Source organism: Burkholderia sp. E168m15, assembly GCF_016586105.1.
GTDB classification, from domain to species: Bacteria; Pseudomonadota; Gammaproteobacteria; order Burkholderiales; family Burkholderiaceae; genus Burkholderia; species Burkholderia orbicola.
The window spans coordinates 1-15,460 of record NZ_BCPO01000099.1; the positions used below are offsets into that span (position 1 = coordinate 1).

General features: G+C 57.6%; 11 protein-coding genes. 8 read left to right on the forward strand and 3 right to left on the reverse strand.

Translation table 11 applies throughout. From position 1 onward, the window contains the following. Positions 1 to 1,396, forward strand: a 1,396-nt coding sequence (locus tag JMF86_RS16470; RefSeq protein WP_201317076.1) for a xanthine dehydrogenase family protein molybdopterin-binding subunit, incomplete at its 5' end; no start/stop codon positions are given. 15 nt (positions 1,397 to 1,411) lie between these two features. Then, positions 1,412 to 2,710 carry a cytochrome c gene (locus JMF86_RS16475; protein WP_011546997.1) on the forward strand — a complete coding sequence of 433 codons (1,299 nt, stop codon included), beginning with the start codon at positions 1,412 to 1,414 and terminating at the stop codon, positions 2,708 to 2,710. Positions 2,711 to 3,383: 673 nt separating this feature from the next. Here JMF86_RS16475 and JMF86_RS16480 read toward each other — a convergent pair. Next, the gene (locus JMF86_RS16480) at positions 3,384 to 3,785 is read right to left on the reverse strand and encodes a hypothetical protein (RefSeq protein ID WP_226161389.1); all 402 of its coding nucleotides are present in this window, start codon (positions 3,783 to 3,785) and stop codon (positions 3,384 to 3,386) included. Between the two features lie 305 nt (positions 3,786 to 4,090). Between JMF86_RS16480 and JMF86_RS16485 the strand changes: the two genes are divergently transcribed. The 5 genes from JMF86_RS16485 (at position 4,091) to JMF86_RS16505 (ending at position 9,288) form a co-directional block, all read left to right on the forward strand. Continuing rightward, the gene (locus JMF86_RS16485) at positions 4,091 to 4,462 is read left to right on the forward strand and encodes a BON domain-containing protein (protein WP_011546999.1); all 372 of its coding nucleotides are present in this window, start codon (positions 4,091 to 4,093) and stop codon (positions 4,460 to 4,462) included. A 584-nt stretch (positions 4,463 to 5,046) separates the two neighbouring features. Beyond that, positions 5,047 to 6,078 carry a LysR family transcriptional regulator gene (locus JMF86_RS16490; RefSeq protein WP_012339455.1) on the forward strand — a complete coding sequence of 344 codons (1,032 nt, stop codon included), beginning with the start codon at positions 5,047 to 5,049 and terminating at the stop codon, positions 6,076 to 6,078. Positions 6,079 to 6,338: 260 nt separating this feature from the next. Continuing rightward, positions 6,339 to 6,713 (forward strand): response regulator transcription factor, encoded by a 375-nt coding sequence (locus JMF86_RS16495; protein WP_012339456.1) that lies wholly within the window; start codon positions 6,339 to 6,341, stop codon positions 6,711 to 6,713. Positions 6,714 to 6,752: 39 nt separating this feature from the next. Further along, a complete protein-coding gene (locus JMF86_RS16500) occupies positions 6,753 to 8,651 on the forward strand; it encodes a PAS domain-containing sensor histidine kinase (protein WP_011547002.1) in 1,899 nt (632 codons plus the stop codon). Further along, on the forward strand, positions 8,644 to 9,288 hold the full coding sequence (locus tag JMF86_RS16505) for a response regulator transcription factor (protein ID WP_011547003.1): 645 nt from the start codon (positions 8,644 to 8,646) through the stop codon (positions 9,286 to 9,288). Before JMF86_RS16500 ends, JMF86_RS16505 begins: the two co-directional genes overlap by 8 nt. A gap of 151 nt (positions 9,289 to 9,439) precedes the next feature. On the opposite strand, the gene JMF86_RS16510 is transcribed toward JMF86_RS16505, so the two are convergent. Next, positions 9,440 to 10,765, reverse strand: coding sequence for an MFS transporter (locus JMF86_RS16510; protein ID WP_011547004.1), 1,326 nt, complete (start codon positions 10,763 to 10,765; stop codon positions 9,440 to 9,442). A 1,110-nt stretch (positions 10,766 to 11,875) separates the two neighbouring features. On the opposite strand from JMF86_RS16510, the gene JMF86_RS16515 reads away from it, so the two are divergent. Beyond that, positions 11,876 to 13,240, forward strand: coding sequence for an FAD-dependent oxidoreductase (locus JMF86_RS16515; protein WP_011694841.1), 1,365 nt, complete (start codon positions 11,876 to 11,878; stop codon positions 13,238 to 13,240). 484 nt (positions 13,241 to 13,724) lie between these two features. Here the strand turns inward: JMF86_RS16515 and JMF86_RS16520 are convergent. Next, a protein-coding gene (locus tag JMF86_RS16520) for an IS3 family transposase (protein WP_125381629.1) occupies positions 13,725 to 14,851 on the reverse strand; the annotation gives its coding sequence in 2 pieces (ribosomal slippage) (positions 13,725 to 14,611 and positions 14,611 to 14,851; 1,128 coding nt in all). Between the last annotated feature and the right edge of the window lie 609 nt (positions 14,852 to 15,460).

A 15,460-nucleotide genomic window follows, 5' to 3' on the forward strand; every position in this document is an offset into this window, starting at 1 on the left:
GCGCCAGGTCGTGCGCGTCGACAACGCGGTGGCGGTGGTCGGCGATCACACGTGGGCCGCGAAGCGCGGTGCATCGGCGCTCGTCGTGAAGTGGAACGAGGGCGCGGGCGCGAAGGTGTCCACGAAGGACATCGTTGCCGACCTCGCGCAGGCGGCGGTGAGCGGCAAGGGCGCGGTCGCGCGCAAGGAAGGCGATGTCGGCCACGCGTTCGCAAACGCGAAGACGCGCGTCGACGCTGTCTACGAACAGCCGTTCCTCGCGCACGCGACGATGGAGCCGGTGAACTGCACGGTGCACGTGCGCGGCGACGGCTGCGAGATCTGGGTCGGCACCCAGGTGCCGACGCGCGCGGTTGACACCGTGCAGCAACTCACGGGCCTGTCGCCCGACAAGATCGTCGTGCACAACCACTTGCTCGGCGGCGGCTTCGGCCGGCGGCTCGAAACGGACATGATCGACCAGGCCGTGAAGGTCGGAAAACAGGTCAACGCGCCGGTGAAGGTGATCTGGACGCGCGAGGAAGACATCCAGCACGACATGTATCGGCCGTACTACTACGACAAGATTTCGGCCGGCCTCGACGCGAACGGCAAGCCGATCGCGTGGCAGCACCGGATCGTCGGCTCGTCGCTCATGGCGCGCTTCGCGCCGCCCGCGTTCCGAAATGGTATCGATCCTGACGCGGTCGAAGTCTCGGCTGATCTGCCGTACGACCTGCCGAACCAGCTCGTCGACTACGTGCGCCAGGAGCCGCGCCACGTGCCGACCGCGTTCTGGCGTGGCGTCGGGCCGACCCGGGGCACGTTCGTCGTCGAGAGCTTCATCGACGAACTGGCCGCGCAGACCAAGACCGACCCCGTGCAATACCGCCGTGCATTGCTCGGCAAGGCGCCGCGCGCGCTGAATGTGCTCGACGTCGCGACGAAGGCGGCCGGCTGGGGCCCGTCGCTGCCGAAGGGGCAGGGGCGCGGCGTGTCTGTGATGTATGCATTCGGCACTTTCTTCTCAATGGTAGTCGACGTCGCGGTGGATAACGGCGAGGTGCAGGTCAAGCGCGTCGTGTGCGCGGTCGATTGCGGCATGTCCGTCAACCCGAACACGATCGAGGCGCAAGTGCAGGGCGGCATCATCTTCGGGATCACGGGCGCGCTGTACGGCGAGATCACGATCGAGGACGGCCGTGTCGTGCAGAGCAATTTCACCGATTACCGGATGCTGCGGATCAACGAGACACCGCCGATCGAGGTGCATCTGGTGAAAAGCGGCGAAGCGCCGGGCGGGATCGGCGAACCGGGCACGGCCGCGACGGCCGCGGCATTGTCGAACGCGATCTTCGCGGCGACCGGCAAGCGGCTGCGCAAGCTGCCGGTCGGCGATCAGCTGAAGACGGCTTGAGGGGAGGCGACGATCATGCGAAACCTCGCCCTGAATACGTTCCGTGCATCGCTGCTCGCGCTGTCCGCCATGCTGGCCGGCCCGGCCGCGCAGGCCGCGCAGACGGCACCGGCCGACAGCGCGCTCGTCGCTCGCGGCGCATACCTCGCGAAAGCGGGCGACTGCGTCGCGTGCCACACCGCGCCGCGCGGCACGCCGTTCGCCGGCGGCCTGAAGATGGTCACGCCGATGGGCGCGATCTACACGACCAACATCACGCCCGATCCGGAAACGGGCATCGGCGGCTATACGGAAGCCGAGTTCGCCGGCGCGCTGCGCAAGGGCGTCGCGAAGGACGGTCACAACCTGTATCCGGCGATGCCGTATCCGTCGTACGCGAAGCTGAAGGACGAGGACGTCAAGGCGCTGTACGCGTACTTCATGCACGGCGTCGAACCGGTGAAGCAGGCGAACCGGCCGTCCGACATCCCGTGGCCGCTCAACATGCGCTGGCCGCTCGCGTTGTGGAACATGGTGTTCCTCGACACGACGCCTTACGCCGACAAGCCGGCCAAGGACGCGATGTGGAACCGCGGCGCGTACCTCGTGCAGGGGCTCGGGCACTGCGGGTCGTGCCACACGCCGCGCGGCGTCGGCTTCCAGGAGAAGGCGCTCGACGAAGGCGGCGCGGCGTTCCTGTCGGGTGCGCCGATCGACAACTGGTTCGCATCGAACCTGACCGGCGAGCCCAACACGGGGCTCGGCCGCTGGAACGAGGCCGAGGTCGCGCAGTTCCTGAAGACCGGCGCGAACCGCCATGCGACCGCGTTCGGTTCGATGGTGAGCGTGATCAACCACAGCACGCAGGCACTCACGGACGACGATCTGGCGGCAATCTCCCGTTACCTGAAATCGCTGCCGGCGGCAGGCGGCACGGGGGCGCCGCCGTACCGCTACGATCCGAAGGCGACGCAGGTCGCGCTGGGCCGGCCGGCAGCCGATCCGGGCGCGAAGGTGTATAACGCTTACTGCCTGCATTGCCACGGGGTGGACGGACGCGGTTATGCGCCGCTGCTCGCGCCGCTCGCCGGCAATCCGAACGTGCTCGAGGCCGATGCGTCGTCGCTGATCAACGTGACGCTGAACGGCAGCGACACGCTCGTGATCGGTGGCGTGCCGTCCGCGTATCCGATGCCGGCGTTCTCGAACCAGCTGAACGACCAGCAGATCGCCGACGTGCTGACCTTCATGCGCGCCGGCTGGAACAACGGTGCGCCGGCCGTGCAGGCGGCGGACGTGGCGAAACTCCGTAAGGAGACGGCGAACAACCACTGAATGGCTGAGTCACTGTAAGGCGCCCTGAAGTGATCGGTATTCCCGTTGACCGAGATCGACGGGGCCGGTCACGAGACATAGTAATCGTACGCAATGCTAATGGATTGCAGGAAGACGAGATCCTGTACGCAATTCAGCATGTCCGCTTCGTAGGCGGCGTCGGTCTCATGCGAGTCGGTGTGCCATGTCCGCACGCGGTTGCCCGCGAGCGAATTCGGGGATGCACAGTGCTTCTACTCTCCGGGGGGGCGATGGCGGCCGCGGGACTTCTACCATTCGCGGCAGCCGGGTGGGGTGATCACGTCGACCGCAGGTTGGCCCAATCACGGCCGAGAATATCGAATAGCCCGTCGTATATCGTTGAGCAGTTCGGCCGGACCGTTGCCATCAGCAACATCCTATACGCCGGTAGAATTCGAGTCGTTCTCTATAGGCTGATCAACGGGCGGCAGCCCCATTTCGGGTAGTACGGCTCGGTTGCCGTCAGCAATCTCGACCACGGATCGAGTTTTTACACCCGCCCGAGGAAACGCGGACACCGAGTCACACGTATTCCGTTTGCGCAAAAATTGGCTTGCCGTTTCGTCGTCGTGGGCATGTTCCGTAAAACATCTCCGACAACGCTCTCGGCTGCGTCGAGGATGACTATCAAGCTAGGCGAATCAGTGCTTCGTTAGTGTGGTGTTCTGTGGGCGTCGAGCGATTGTGCACCGAACGAATCGGGATTACTGATCTGATGCAGCATGTAGATTCCGGTGGACGCTTTGATTACCACGCCAACACACAGCACGCCAGCGAGGACGGGAGAGATCGTCGCCAAGCATGGCAGTGAAAAACCAACGGTAATGGCGCTGATTCCGCATGCGAATGCAAGGATTCGGATCGCAACTACATACCTGGAAAACGCGCCGATGATCAGCGCAAGCCAGATTGCGCGCGCGACAATCATGGGAGCGAGTTCACTCTCATTCTGCATATAGATCGCGTCGAGCAGAGATTCAACGCAGAAGAACAGCGTGAGTGCAATGAGTAACCAAATTTCGTATATGCGGAATACGGTCTTTGTGGTTTTCATTCCCATGCCTGACAAGATGTTGGGATATGGCAAGGTACCAATACGGATTGTGATTGACTATTGTGCAAATGTTCTGTTGAACATATCCTAAAGAATTGTGTGATATATACCATCGTATATCCGTGAGAGAGGATGGTTTGGGGCAATCGACCTCGACGCTGGTTTGGTTGTTGACGAATTGAGTTTTCGACGTGGACGTATATAAATCGTGAGCAACGAATCTTATGATTCACGTGGTCAGCGAGAAAGCACTAGGAAGCTCGAAGGCTGATTTGTCTATCCATTGTTGAAACTAGGGAACCAGCATGAAAAATACATTTACCTCAATTCTCGCGATCACTTGCCTGGCATTTTGCGTCAACGCATCTGCAGAGAGAGGTCCGGATACGGGCTACGTTCCGGCTGTCGTGACGGGCACTGCGCATGCGGCAAATCCTCGGAAAGAACAGCGCGCAGCGGATCGCCTATTGGCCAAGAAGGTGCGGCGCGCTCTGTCGGCTACGCCGCACCTTGCGTCGTCAGACATTACCGTGCTTGCTCGACACGGCATCGTGACGCTGATCGGCCACGTCGATGAGGAAGCTCAGATTCAGCTCGCAGAAGCGAGTGCGCGCCAAGTCGTCGGTGTCACGTCGGTAACCAACAATCTGAATATCGGCATCGAGACTCGGAATTGAACAACGTTTGCTTTTGCCAGTGATGTCGTTCAAAAACGACATCGTTGTATTCGAGACCGGGTCCGCGGGAGCGAACCCGGCTGCACGCCTGGCAGGTATTCAGTTCAACACAGGTTCATTTGGTTGCAGGAACCTGGAGCCGCTGCCCGGCGAAATGGCACCTGACGCACAGCCTCAAATTCGGGCTGGACTTGCTGTCCGCGGGCATCGCGAGCGAAGACCCGCTGTGGCTGTTTTCGACGTCGTGAGCGCGCGAGGATGTCGTCCGGCCGTCCACGCAGGTATTCGATAGATTTCGCTGCACGCAATTGTTCGCGCCACCACTCATTGCGCTCGTCTTACCTTGTCAAACTCCACGCCCGGGCAAGGTCTCGCGTCTCGCGATGGGTTGTGACGTGGTGCGGATACACGTCACGTTGGCAGACGGATGTCGGACCGAAGCCGGGTGGCGTTTTCGCGCGACAATGAATTAATGACTTAACACCATCGTATGTGACATTGACTCCCGCGAGGTAATGGAGTGAGCGGCCGCTGTTCCATAGACTGGATTCGTGTTTCTTCACTCACGAATCCAGGAGAAAAGTATGGACCGAATCCTGCAGGCAATGTCGATCTTCACTCACATCGCGCGCGTCGGCAGCTTTACAGCGGCGGCTGAAATTGCGGGTATGAGCGCTGGATCGGCCAGCACCCTTGTTCGCCAACTGGAAGCCCACCTCGGCGTGACATTAATGCAGCGCTCCACTCGCTGTATTCGATTGACGGCAGAAGGCAGTCAGTATTTCGAGCATTGTGAGAGGATACTGAGCGAAATTTGCGAAATGAAGGAGCAGCTCAGTGGGACGGGTAAGATTGCGCGCGGCCACCTGACTGTGGACGTCGACCAGGAAGTGGCCCATGCGATTCTGCCTTTTGTCCCGGAATTCAAGGCGGCATTCCCGGAGGTGGCGCTGCGCATCAACGTCGGAGGCGATCCGGACGGTTTGATTGCCAACGGCGTCGACTGCGCTGTCGTGGTTGGCCAACTCGCGGATTCGTCTCTCCGCAGTCGGCGCGTCGGTAGCTTTCACGCGCTGACGGTTGCGAGCCCTTCGTATCTCGCGCGGCATGGGATACCGCGGGATCCGGAAGGGCTGCGAGATCACGAGATAATTCATTACACGCCACGACGCTTCGGGCCGACGCGCGAATTTCGATACATGGTCGGAGGAGAGGAGGTGCGTCTGAAGTTCCCCGAGCGCATCTCTGTAAACGATGCCGGATCCGCGATTCGTTATGCGGTCGGCGGAGTCGGAGTCGTTCAAGTTTGCGAGCGAATGGTATCAGAAGAAATTTCCGCCGGTCGACTGGTAAGCATCCTCGAAGAGAACTCTCCTCCGCCGCAGCCGATCTCGGTTCTCTATAGCGATCGAAAGCATGTTCCCATGTCCGTCAGGGCGTTTCTTGATTGGATCCAGGAACAACTTCAGCGGCAGGGTGCGGAGGATTCGCGGGTGCAGATATCGGCGCAGGCTGAATCATTTGATGCGCCCCTTCGTAGGGTTGTCGGCATGAGCCATATGGGTGCGTTGCCCATTCGGCATGTTGGCCACGACGCATTGGTGCATCGTATGTGATGGACATGGGCAAGCGTTGAGGCCGGATGGATTGTGACGGGTGTTGATCTCGTGTGCCGTGAGAGGCTGACCGCCTTGCGGGCGGCCGTCGGCGGCTTCTGCGCCGCCTCATCGTTTCATCGGATAACGCCGAGGGTAGCGCTCATACATACGTATAGTTACCGTGATCTCGACCGCGAACTACCATTCGCATGGGGCATCGACGCTGGGCGCCGAATTTGCGCCATCCTTAAGGCATGGAGGTAAGGAACGTTGCTCTTATGGCAAATCAATCAGTAGTTTCAATTATCGACGACGATCAATCAGTTCGTAGAGCAACCGGCAGTCTTGTGCGTTCGCTCGGGTGGGAAGTCAGAACCTACGAATCGGGGGAAGAGTTCCTGAGTGCAGAACGAATCGCGGACGTTGCGTGTATCATTTCGGACGTGCAAATGCCCGGTATCTCGGGGTTGGAAATGTACGAGATGCTGCTTGAAAGAGGCGTAGCTCCTCCTGTCATTTTCATTACATCGTTTCCATCCGAAGCCACTCACAGGCAGGCGATGAAGCTTGGCGCGATTTGCGTTTTCAGCAAACCTGTTGATCCGGTTCAGATCGAACTTCGCCTCGACGACATCGCCTCACCGAGTGCATGAAGTTGATCCTCAGGATATCGTTTTGAAGCAAAAGGTCATATGGATGATGATCGTCGCAGGAGCGAAAGCAGCACCATAAGTGCGGGATTTGCGTCGCGCTCTGATGCGAACATGGGGGCCGCGAAATTCAGCGACAATGAGGAAGATGTCTTGGAGAGAAGACAGCGGGTCGTCTACCTCATTGCTACGCTCCTCGCCGTTTGTATCTTTATCGCCGATGCATTCACGCCAATCGATGTTGCGGTGGCTGTTCTTTACGTTGTCGTGATACTACTAGTCGCGTCGGTCGCGTCCCAGGCCGTGACCGTTGTAGTGGCATGGTCATGCGTTTCCATGACTGTCCTGGGTTTTCTGCTTGCACAAAGCGATCAAACGGCGATCAGTTCCCTGGCGCGTTGCGGGCTGAGCGTGCTAGCCATCGTAACGGTGTCTGCTTTGGCGCTGCGCAACCAGAGCAATCGACTCACCCTCCAGAAGCAGATCGATCTGCTCAACCTTACTCACGATGCGGTCGTCGTGTGCGGACTGGACGGTCTTATCAGTTTTTGGAGTCGCGGTGCCGAGCGTCTTTACGGCTGGAGCGCAGCCGAAGCAGCGGGCAAGGCGTTCCATGAACTCACTGCCACGGAATCGCAACTGCCGGCGGCCGATCTGTTAAGCAGAGCCATAGAGGATGGTAGCTGGCAGGGGGAGTTCACGCGAACCTGCAAGAACCGCGCGAGAATCATCATCTCCAGTCGCTGGACGATATCGAGAGATAAATCGGGCGAACCCGTTGCGGTTCTTTCAACTGACAGCGATGTCACTCAAGCGAGATTCCTGGAAGCCGAATTGCGGCAGCAGAAGGAAGAGTTGATCGCGACGATCGATGCTATTCCGAGCATGGTTTGGAGTACATCCAACGACGGTCGCATCGTTTATTTGAACCGTCGTTGGTCGGATTACGGCGTCAAGGTTGCCAGTGACAAGGACGTCTGGCGCGACATTATCCATGCCGAAGATATCGGCGTGCTGGAAGCCGCTTGGCGTCAAGGAATTTCCGCCGGAAGTAGCTTTGAAGTGACCGTGCGTGTGCGGTTGGGCAACGGTGACTATCGGTGCATGATGATCGGCGCGGCACCGATGCGTGACGCTAATGGCGAGATCGTTCGATGGTACGGCGTCAATACGGACATTGAAGAGCGCAGGCTCGCGGAGCAGGCTCTTGAGCGCTCTAGGGCGGAGCTTGCTCACGTGACTCGTCTGACGATGCTTGGTGAACTTGCCGCATCGATCGCACATGAGGTCACGCAGCCGCTTGCCGCAATCGTGACAGCGGGCGAGGCGGGCATGCGTTGGATCAAGCGCTCGCCTCCCGACTTCACCGAGGTTCAGTACGCGCTCGGGCAAATGACTCACGATGCGAGGCGTGCGACGCAGGTCATTCATCAGATCCGCTCGATGGCGCAACGGCGGGATCCGGATATGATGTCAATCGACCTCGTTGCCGTGATCGAACAGTCGGTGGATCTGGTGCGACGAGAACTGCAAAGTCACCAGGCCGAAGTGTCGCTGTCGTTTTCGCAGTCGGTGCTCTGGATTACTGGCGATCGAGTGCAAATTCAGCAAGTCGTCATCAACCTGCTGATGAATGCAATTCAAGCGATGGCCGTTGTGACGGATCGCACGCGAAGGCTGAGTGTTTCAGTTCAGCGATACGAGGGCGACAAGACGCTCATTGCGATCGAGGATTCCGGGCACGGCATTAGCGAAGCAGATGCGAGTATGTTGTTCACGCCATTTTTCACAACTAAAAAGGAGGGGATGGGAATGGGGCTGTCGATTTGCCGATCGATTGTCGAGGCGCATGGTGGCCGTATCTGGGCCGAATCCCGGGGGAATAACGGTGCGACCATGTGGTTTGTTTTGCCCATTAACGGTGGGGGTGTCCATGAGTGAGGCGACACCACAGGTAGTGAAGCAATCGATCGCTTATGTTGTCGACGACGACGATTCCATGCGGTCGGCGCTCGGCATGTTGCTTCGGTCTGTTGGGCTGCGAGTCGAGCTATTCAGTTCGGCGCAAGAATTCCTCGCCTTCGACAAGCCGGACGTATCCAGTTGCCTTATTCTCGATGTGCGGCTCAAGGGGCAGAGCGGGCTCGTGTTGCAGGAGCAGATCGTTGCCGGCGACATGGGGTTGCCTATCATCTTTATCACGGCGCATGGTGACGTTGCCATGTCGGTCAAGGCGATGAAGAATGGTGCGCTGGATTTTCTTTCGAAGCCGTTTCGCGATCAGGAAATGTTGGACGCAGTGGAGGGGGCGCTACTGAAACACGAGGCTCGTCGCAGGACGGATGGACGGGTTGCGGAGGTGAGACGTCGCTATGAATCGCTGACCCCGCGTGAGCGGGAAGTCATGGGCTTCGTCGTGCGGGGGTTATTGAACAAACAGATTGCTGCGGAAATGGATTTGAGCGAGATCACCGTCAAGATTCATCGCGGGAATGCGATGCGCAAGATGGAAGTTCGCTCGCTGGCCGAGTTGGTGCTCGGGGCAAAACTGCTGGGTATTGCTCCCGCTGACGACTAAGTCGACACGCCGCGTGCCGGATATCGCTTGTCGATCATTCACGCCGCTAGGCGGCATGATTCAAATGCACATAGGCGATGATAATGTGGAAACGTAGCGCGGTTGCGCGGTGTTTCGGAGTTGAGCCCGCCTGCGGAGCGGGCCTTATTTCCTAGCGATTGACCAAGTGCTTCGGTAATAAGAGTGTGAGAATTAGCCCGAATAGAAGGCATGCGATGATGCAATAGATCGCCGGTACGAAGCTGCCCGAGGACTGTTTCAATAAGCCCACGACATAGGGGCCGAAGAAGCCGCCTATATTGCCTATTGCGCTGATCCACGCGATGCCGCTCGCGGCATTGCGGGGGGAGAGGACGGCAGTTGGCATACCCCAGAATATTGGGGGGATGGACAATAATCCCGCGTTGGCAATACAGAGCGCCGCAATGCTCAGCCAAAGCGTGCCGTGCCAGACAAGTGCGAGAGTCAGACCTGCGGCGGCCATCAGGAATAATGCGGCGACGAGCAGCCTGCGCTCCCTGCGACTATCGGCCTTCCGACCGGCAATTATCATTACGATAACGGCAACCGCATTGGGCAGCGCGGCGAGGAGCCCGATCAAGGAATTACGCTCTACACCGAGCGATTTGATGATGGTTGGCGCCCAGAGTGTGTAGCCGTAAATTCCAAAAACATCGAGAAAATAAATAATTCCAAAAATCCAGAAAATCTTGCTTGAAAAGATATTGTTCTGATTTATTGATGCGGCTATTGACTTGTCCTCTTCAAGCGCGCTAATAAGGTAGTTACGATCTGATTCGGATCGGTGGTTTCCTTGGGTGACGTCGTCTTCCAGATATTTCCAGCACATGATAGCGGCGACGAAGGCTGGAATTGCCTCGATGATCAACATCCACTTCCAGCCGGCGAGGCTCAGAAGACTATCGAGATATTCCATGATGAATCCACTCATGGGGGATCCAATCAGGCCAGCCATTGGGAGTGCCGTATAGAATATGGACAAAATTCGTGCTCTGTGGAAGCGCGGGAACGACTGAGAAATATAATATACGACACCCGGAACGAGGCCGGCCTCCGTTACTCCGAGGAGGTAACGCATGACATAGAACTGCTTTGGTGTGGCAATCAATGTGGTTAGAGCCGAGACGATCGCCCACGCCAATATAATGCGTGTCAGCCATCGTTTTGCCCCGACCTTCTGCAATAGCATGTTGCTCGGAACTTCAAATAGTACATAGCCCAACGCGAATGTGCCCGCACCAAAACCGAAAACGGCATCGGTAAATCCCAGGTCCTGGCTAAGCTGAAGTTTAGCGAAACTTACGTTGACGCGATCAATATAGGACGCAAGATACGCAAACATAAAGATCGGCAGAACTCGCAGCGCGAGTCGCTTGAAAATGCGATCGGCTCTGGCTGCATCGACCGTGGTAATCACGGGCAAGGAATCGGATATTCCCGTAGCGTTCAATTCCAAGTGGTGCTCCCGAGGGTCGAATAAGATGTCGTATGTCAGTTGTTGCAACAGACTCGGTAACGCGGTATCGGCGTGCCTCGTGATCCGATCGAGAACGGATGTCTGTATGTGATCCTTGTCACCACATTCTCAGACTGAATCCGTGTTCAGAGAATCGAGGGCCTGATGGGCGATTGTCATGCGGGGATGTGCTGGGCCATACATAAGGTAGCGTCGCTGTCGGCTGATAGCACACCAATAAAGTATGTGCCATGGTGAACAATAGGGCATGACGTTCGAGTCCTTAAGGACGGCAACCAGACCGTGCAACAATCGTAAGGCTAGTGGATTTTACTGGATCTTGGTGCACATTGGTTTGCGATCTTTGCTGCTTAGTACGATTTTCCTTAGGGCGCTTTCGACCACATCAGCAACGCAGGCATCGTTCCAATCCTTGCCGTGTATTAATGTTGGCTTGATGGTCGAAATCACAGCGTGCTGCATGGCTTACTTGAATGTGTCGACGAGTCGCCGGCGATCGCTGACGGCTCAATTTGTGCGTCGGACTCCCGTACTGTTGGAACGACGGATGCAGGAGCGAAGGGTACAAGGCGTGGAATGTGTGGGGCTTGACGCGGAGTCGTGCCATCACATGGGCGGCAGGACGTCAGCTATGTTATGAGCGTGACGCATCCTTTTCGATTCTCGGATTGTACGTATCTGACGAGTACGACCCAACAAGCCGAATAACGACTGCGCGCCAGACATGGGTCGATGATCGAAGCGACTAGACTGAGGCCGGCCTGTGCGCTGCGGGGGTGGATCGAAGCGATCGCTGGCGGGCTTATACCTAGGTATGTACGATGCGAAACCAACGTAAACACTGGCTGCTTCCTTTCGACGATATATCAACCATGCGATTGGATATAGAGTATCGAAGGATGCAGATAAAGGAAATTGTAGTTCGTGATTTTATTCTGGTATCCAAAATAACTTACCGTCACGACTTGTGAGTGCGCGAGAGTTCCTCTTCGTGGACACCGATGTATGAGGTCATTTCGTTGATGGGGGGGCTCGTGCTTGCTTCGAGTCGCACACGATCAATCGGACGGGCAATTTTCGGAGTTGATAATGTCTGACGTAAAGCACTACGAATATCTCTTTCTCGGTGGCGGAAAGGGGGGGAAAACTCTCGCGATGGATATGGCGCGCCAGGGGAGGCGCGTAGCACTCATCGAGCGCGGAATGATCGGCGGGTCGTGCATCAATGTCGCCTGCATTCCAAGCAAAACGTTGATTCAAAACGCTCGGCAGGTTCACGGATGGCGCGAAGCGGCCGGTGATGCATCGATCATGGCCGATATGGCGAACGTGTCCGAAAATGTGCGCGGTGTCGTCGACGGCATGATAAAGATCAATCGTGCGGCCTTCGAAAAGTCTGGTCTGGATCTGATCACCGGCACCGGTCGCTTCATTGCACCTCGTACGATCAGCGTCCGCACAGAAGACGGAAGCGAAGCAATCTACGAGGGCGAGAACGTTTACATCAATACGGGTACGGTTGCTCAGATTCCGAACGTGCCCGGCTTGCGCGACGCGCAGCCGCTGACCCATGTCGAAGCACTCCGCCTCGACGAACTTCCTGAGCATATCGTAGTGATTGGTGGCGGTTACATCGGTCTGGAAATGTCGCAGGCCTTTCGTCGGCTCGGGAGCGCTGTCACGCTGATCCACGATGCGCCGCGTGTCGCGATGCGAGAAGACGAGGATGTCAGCCGCGAAATCCAGCAAGCGCTCGAGGCGGACGGAATCAAGCTCGAACTCCAATCCCGAATTGCGAACGTTCGCGGGACAAGTGGCCAGCAAGTTACCATCGAGCTTGCTGATGGCCGTGTCGTCGAGGGGTCACACTTGCTAGTCACTACCGGTCGCAAGCCACAGACTGATGCAATTGGTCTCGACCTTGCGGGTGTGGAGGTGGATGGGCGCGGGATCATCAAGGTCGACGAAAAGCTGGCGACGACAGCCCCGCGCACATGGGCAATTGGCGAGATCGCGGGTACGCCGATGTTCACTCATGCGTCGTTTGATGACTATCGGGTGCTGAAGGCCGGCATCGAGGGGCGTTCCGTCAGTACTGCTAATCGTACGATCCCGTATGCACTCTTCATTGATCCGGAACTGGGTCGTGTCGGCCTGAACGAGGCCGATGCCAGGGCCGAGGGGATCTTAGTACGTGTCGCGAAGCTGCCCATGGCGGCGGTTCCTCGGGCCCGTACGAACGGGAACACGCGCGGTTTCATGAAGGCGCTGATTCACCCTGAGACTGATCGAATCCTCGGTTTTACGATGGTCGGTGCAGGTGCTGGCGATGTGACGACCGCCGTCCAGATGGCGATGCTTGGAGGCCTATCCTACCGAGCGGTTCGTGACTCGATTATCGCGCATCCGCTTTTGTCTGAAGGCCTCAATCTATTGTTTGCCACGCTCGACTGAATTGGCGAACAAGTTTGAAATGCCTGCTTTGCGCCCCAGAGTTCGTAAGGAAAGAGATGAGCGATTTTTCGCCCGATCAATAAAGAGAAGTATCGGGATGGAATTTTCTAAACCTAAGAGTCTGGGGCGTGGAAATTCGACAGAAGGTTATATTGGGCGTGCACAGGATCTGTGCTGTCGGAGGTGTCTGATAAGAGTGGTCCACTCGAGACTGTGGCAAGGTCAATAGTTCACCGATTACCTTTTGCTGAGTCGGTGAGTTAGAGCCTCTTGGTCGGATCTATCTCGCAGGCAAGTACCTTCCTGATCCAATGATAGTGAGGGATCTCGATCCTCGAGTCATCGCAACATAAAGTTCTTTTGCATCAAGCGCATCGGCATCGAGGATGACTGCATGGTCGTATTCCAAACCCTTAACCAATAGTGTTGTCCCAATGAGCTTTGGATGATTAATAGGTCGCCCAGTGTTGACCTGCCCCCGGTTTTAGTCCGAACTGCAGTTAGAGTCCGAGGTTAAAAACTGCTGCTTCGCGTCGTGCGCCCGGGCGAACTGCGCAGGCGTCAGATAGCCGAGCGAACTATGAGGCCGCTCGGTGTTGTACTCGATACGCCATTCCTCAATCAGCTGCTTGGCGTGGCGCATTGAGACGAACCAGTGCTCGTTCAGGCATTCGTCGCGGAACCGCCCGTTGAAGCTCTCGATATAGGCATTCTCCACCGGCTTGCCAGGCCGAATGAACGACAGCGTGACGTCGGCTTCGTAGGCCCATGCATCCAGCACCTTACCAGCGAACTCCGGCCCGTTGTCGACCGTGATGGATGCGGGTAAGCCTCGCATCTCCTTGAGCCGCTCGAGCACTTGCTGCACGCGTAGGCCCGGCAATGAAGTATCGACCTCGATGGCCAAGCACTCGCGCGTGTAGTCGTCGACCACGTTCAGGCATCGAAACCGCCGACCATAGGCCAGCCCGTCAGAAACGAAGTCCATCGACCAGCTCTGATTCGGGCCTGTTGGTAACGGTAGCGGCGTGCGCTCGACAGCCGCAATACGCTTGCGTCGCCGCTTGCGCACGCTCAGTCCCGCCTTGCTGTACAGGCGCCAGATGCGCTTGTGGTTGGCGAAGCAGCCATCCCGCTGCAACAGCACGTGAATCCGGCGATAGCCGTATCGGCGTTTCTGCGCGGCGATGGCCATCATCCGGCCAGTCAGCGCTTCGTCATCAACTCGGCGGCGTGATTCGTAGTGGAACAGCGAGCGCGAAATCCCTACCAGCCCGCAGGCCCGGGTAACACCCATGGCACGTTCGGTCATCAATATCCGGACCGCTTCGCGCTTGGCCTGCGGGCTTGCTACTTTCGAGCCAGCAGGTCCTTCAGCGCGGCGTTGTCGAGCATCGATTCGGCCAACAGACGCTTGAGCTTGCTGTTCTCCTGCTCCAGTTCCTTCAGGCGCTGCGCTTCGGAGACCGTCATCCCGCCGAACTTCGCTTTCCAGTTGTAGTAGGTCGCTTCCGAGATGCCGTACTTGCGGCACAGCTCCGCTGGCTTCAAGCCAGCCTCGGCTTCCTTCAAGATGCCGATGATCTGTTCTTCGGTGAATCGCTTTTTCATTGCCGTTCCTCTCTGGAACGGACTCTACACCGTCACCGTACTAAACGCGGGGAGCAGGTCAGTGTGCCTCATTTCGCGCTGGTACAGGTTCACGGCCTCCAATAGGGTTGTCGCTTCTCCGTCAATGTGGATCTTCAGTACATTGAGGAAGCGGTACAGCAGATCGCGACGGTAAGCTGATGTCTCAGGATTGGCCATTAACGCCAAGAAGAGTGACTTGAGATGGCCGCTTGTTGGTGTGGTCAGGTACCGGCCTCGACCTGCAGGGTGTTGTCCCGAACGACACACCGCCCCCCGCTGTAAACCTCGATTGGCCACCCCACGATCTCGCGTCCCTCATACGGCGTATCCGCACTCAAGCCGGTTACCCTGTCCGACTTCGGAAAGGTTTGACGTATCGGCATACTTGAGAAGATTGTGATGAACACTGTCACGCCTGCCCTTCGAGTACATCGCTCGTAAATTAGTGGGCTCGTCTGAACTGGGCAGTTTCAAGCACCGACGAGTTTCTTGACATGAAACATCACCTTCGCTGCGACTTCAAATAGATCGTGTGCAGTAATCCGATTCTCTTCTGATATCTGGAATATCTTGTCGTGCTTGCCAATT

What these genes read in the sequence shown, in the direction of transcription:
- JMF86_RS16480 (WP_226161389.1), bottom strand. Translation starts at nt 3,785, where the DNA reads ATGAAAACCACAAAGACCGTATTCCGCATATACGAAATTTGGTTACTC.
- JMF86_RS16490 (WP_012339455.1), top strand. Translation starts at nt 5,047, where the DNA reads ATGGACCGAATCCTGCAGGCAATGTCGATCTTCACTCACATCGCGCGC.
- JMF86_RS16475 (WP_011546997.1), top strand. Translation starts at nt 1,412, where the DNA reads ATGCGAAACCTCGCCCTGAATACGTTCCGTGCATCGCTGCTCGCGCTG.
- JMF86_RS16485 (WP_011546999.1), top strand. Translation starts at nt 4,091, where the DNA reads ATGAAAAATACATTTACCTCAATTCTCGCGATCACTTGCCTGGCATTT.
- JMF86_RS16515 (WP_011694841.1), top strand. Translation starts at nt 11,876, where the DNA reads ATGTCTGACGTAAAGCACTACGAATATCTCTTTCTCGGTGGCGGAAAG.
- JMF86_RS16505 (WP_011547003.1), top strand. Translation starts at nt 8,644, where the DNA reads ATGAGTGAGGCGACACCACAGGTAGTGAAGCAATCGATCGCTTATGTT.
- JMF86_RS16495 (WP_012339456.1), top strand. Translation starts at nt 6,339, where the DNA reads ATGGCAAATCAATCAGTAGTTTCAATTATCGACGACGATCAATCAGTT.
- JMF86_RS16500 (WP_011547002.1), top strand. Translation starts at nt 6,753, where the DNA reads ATGGATGATGATCGTCGCAGGAGCGAAAGCAGCACCATAAGTGCGGGA.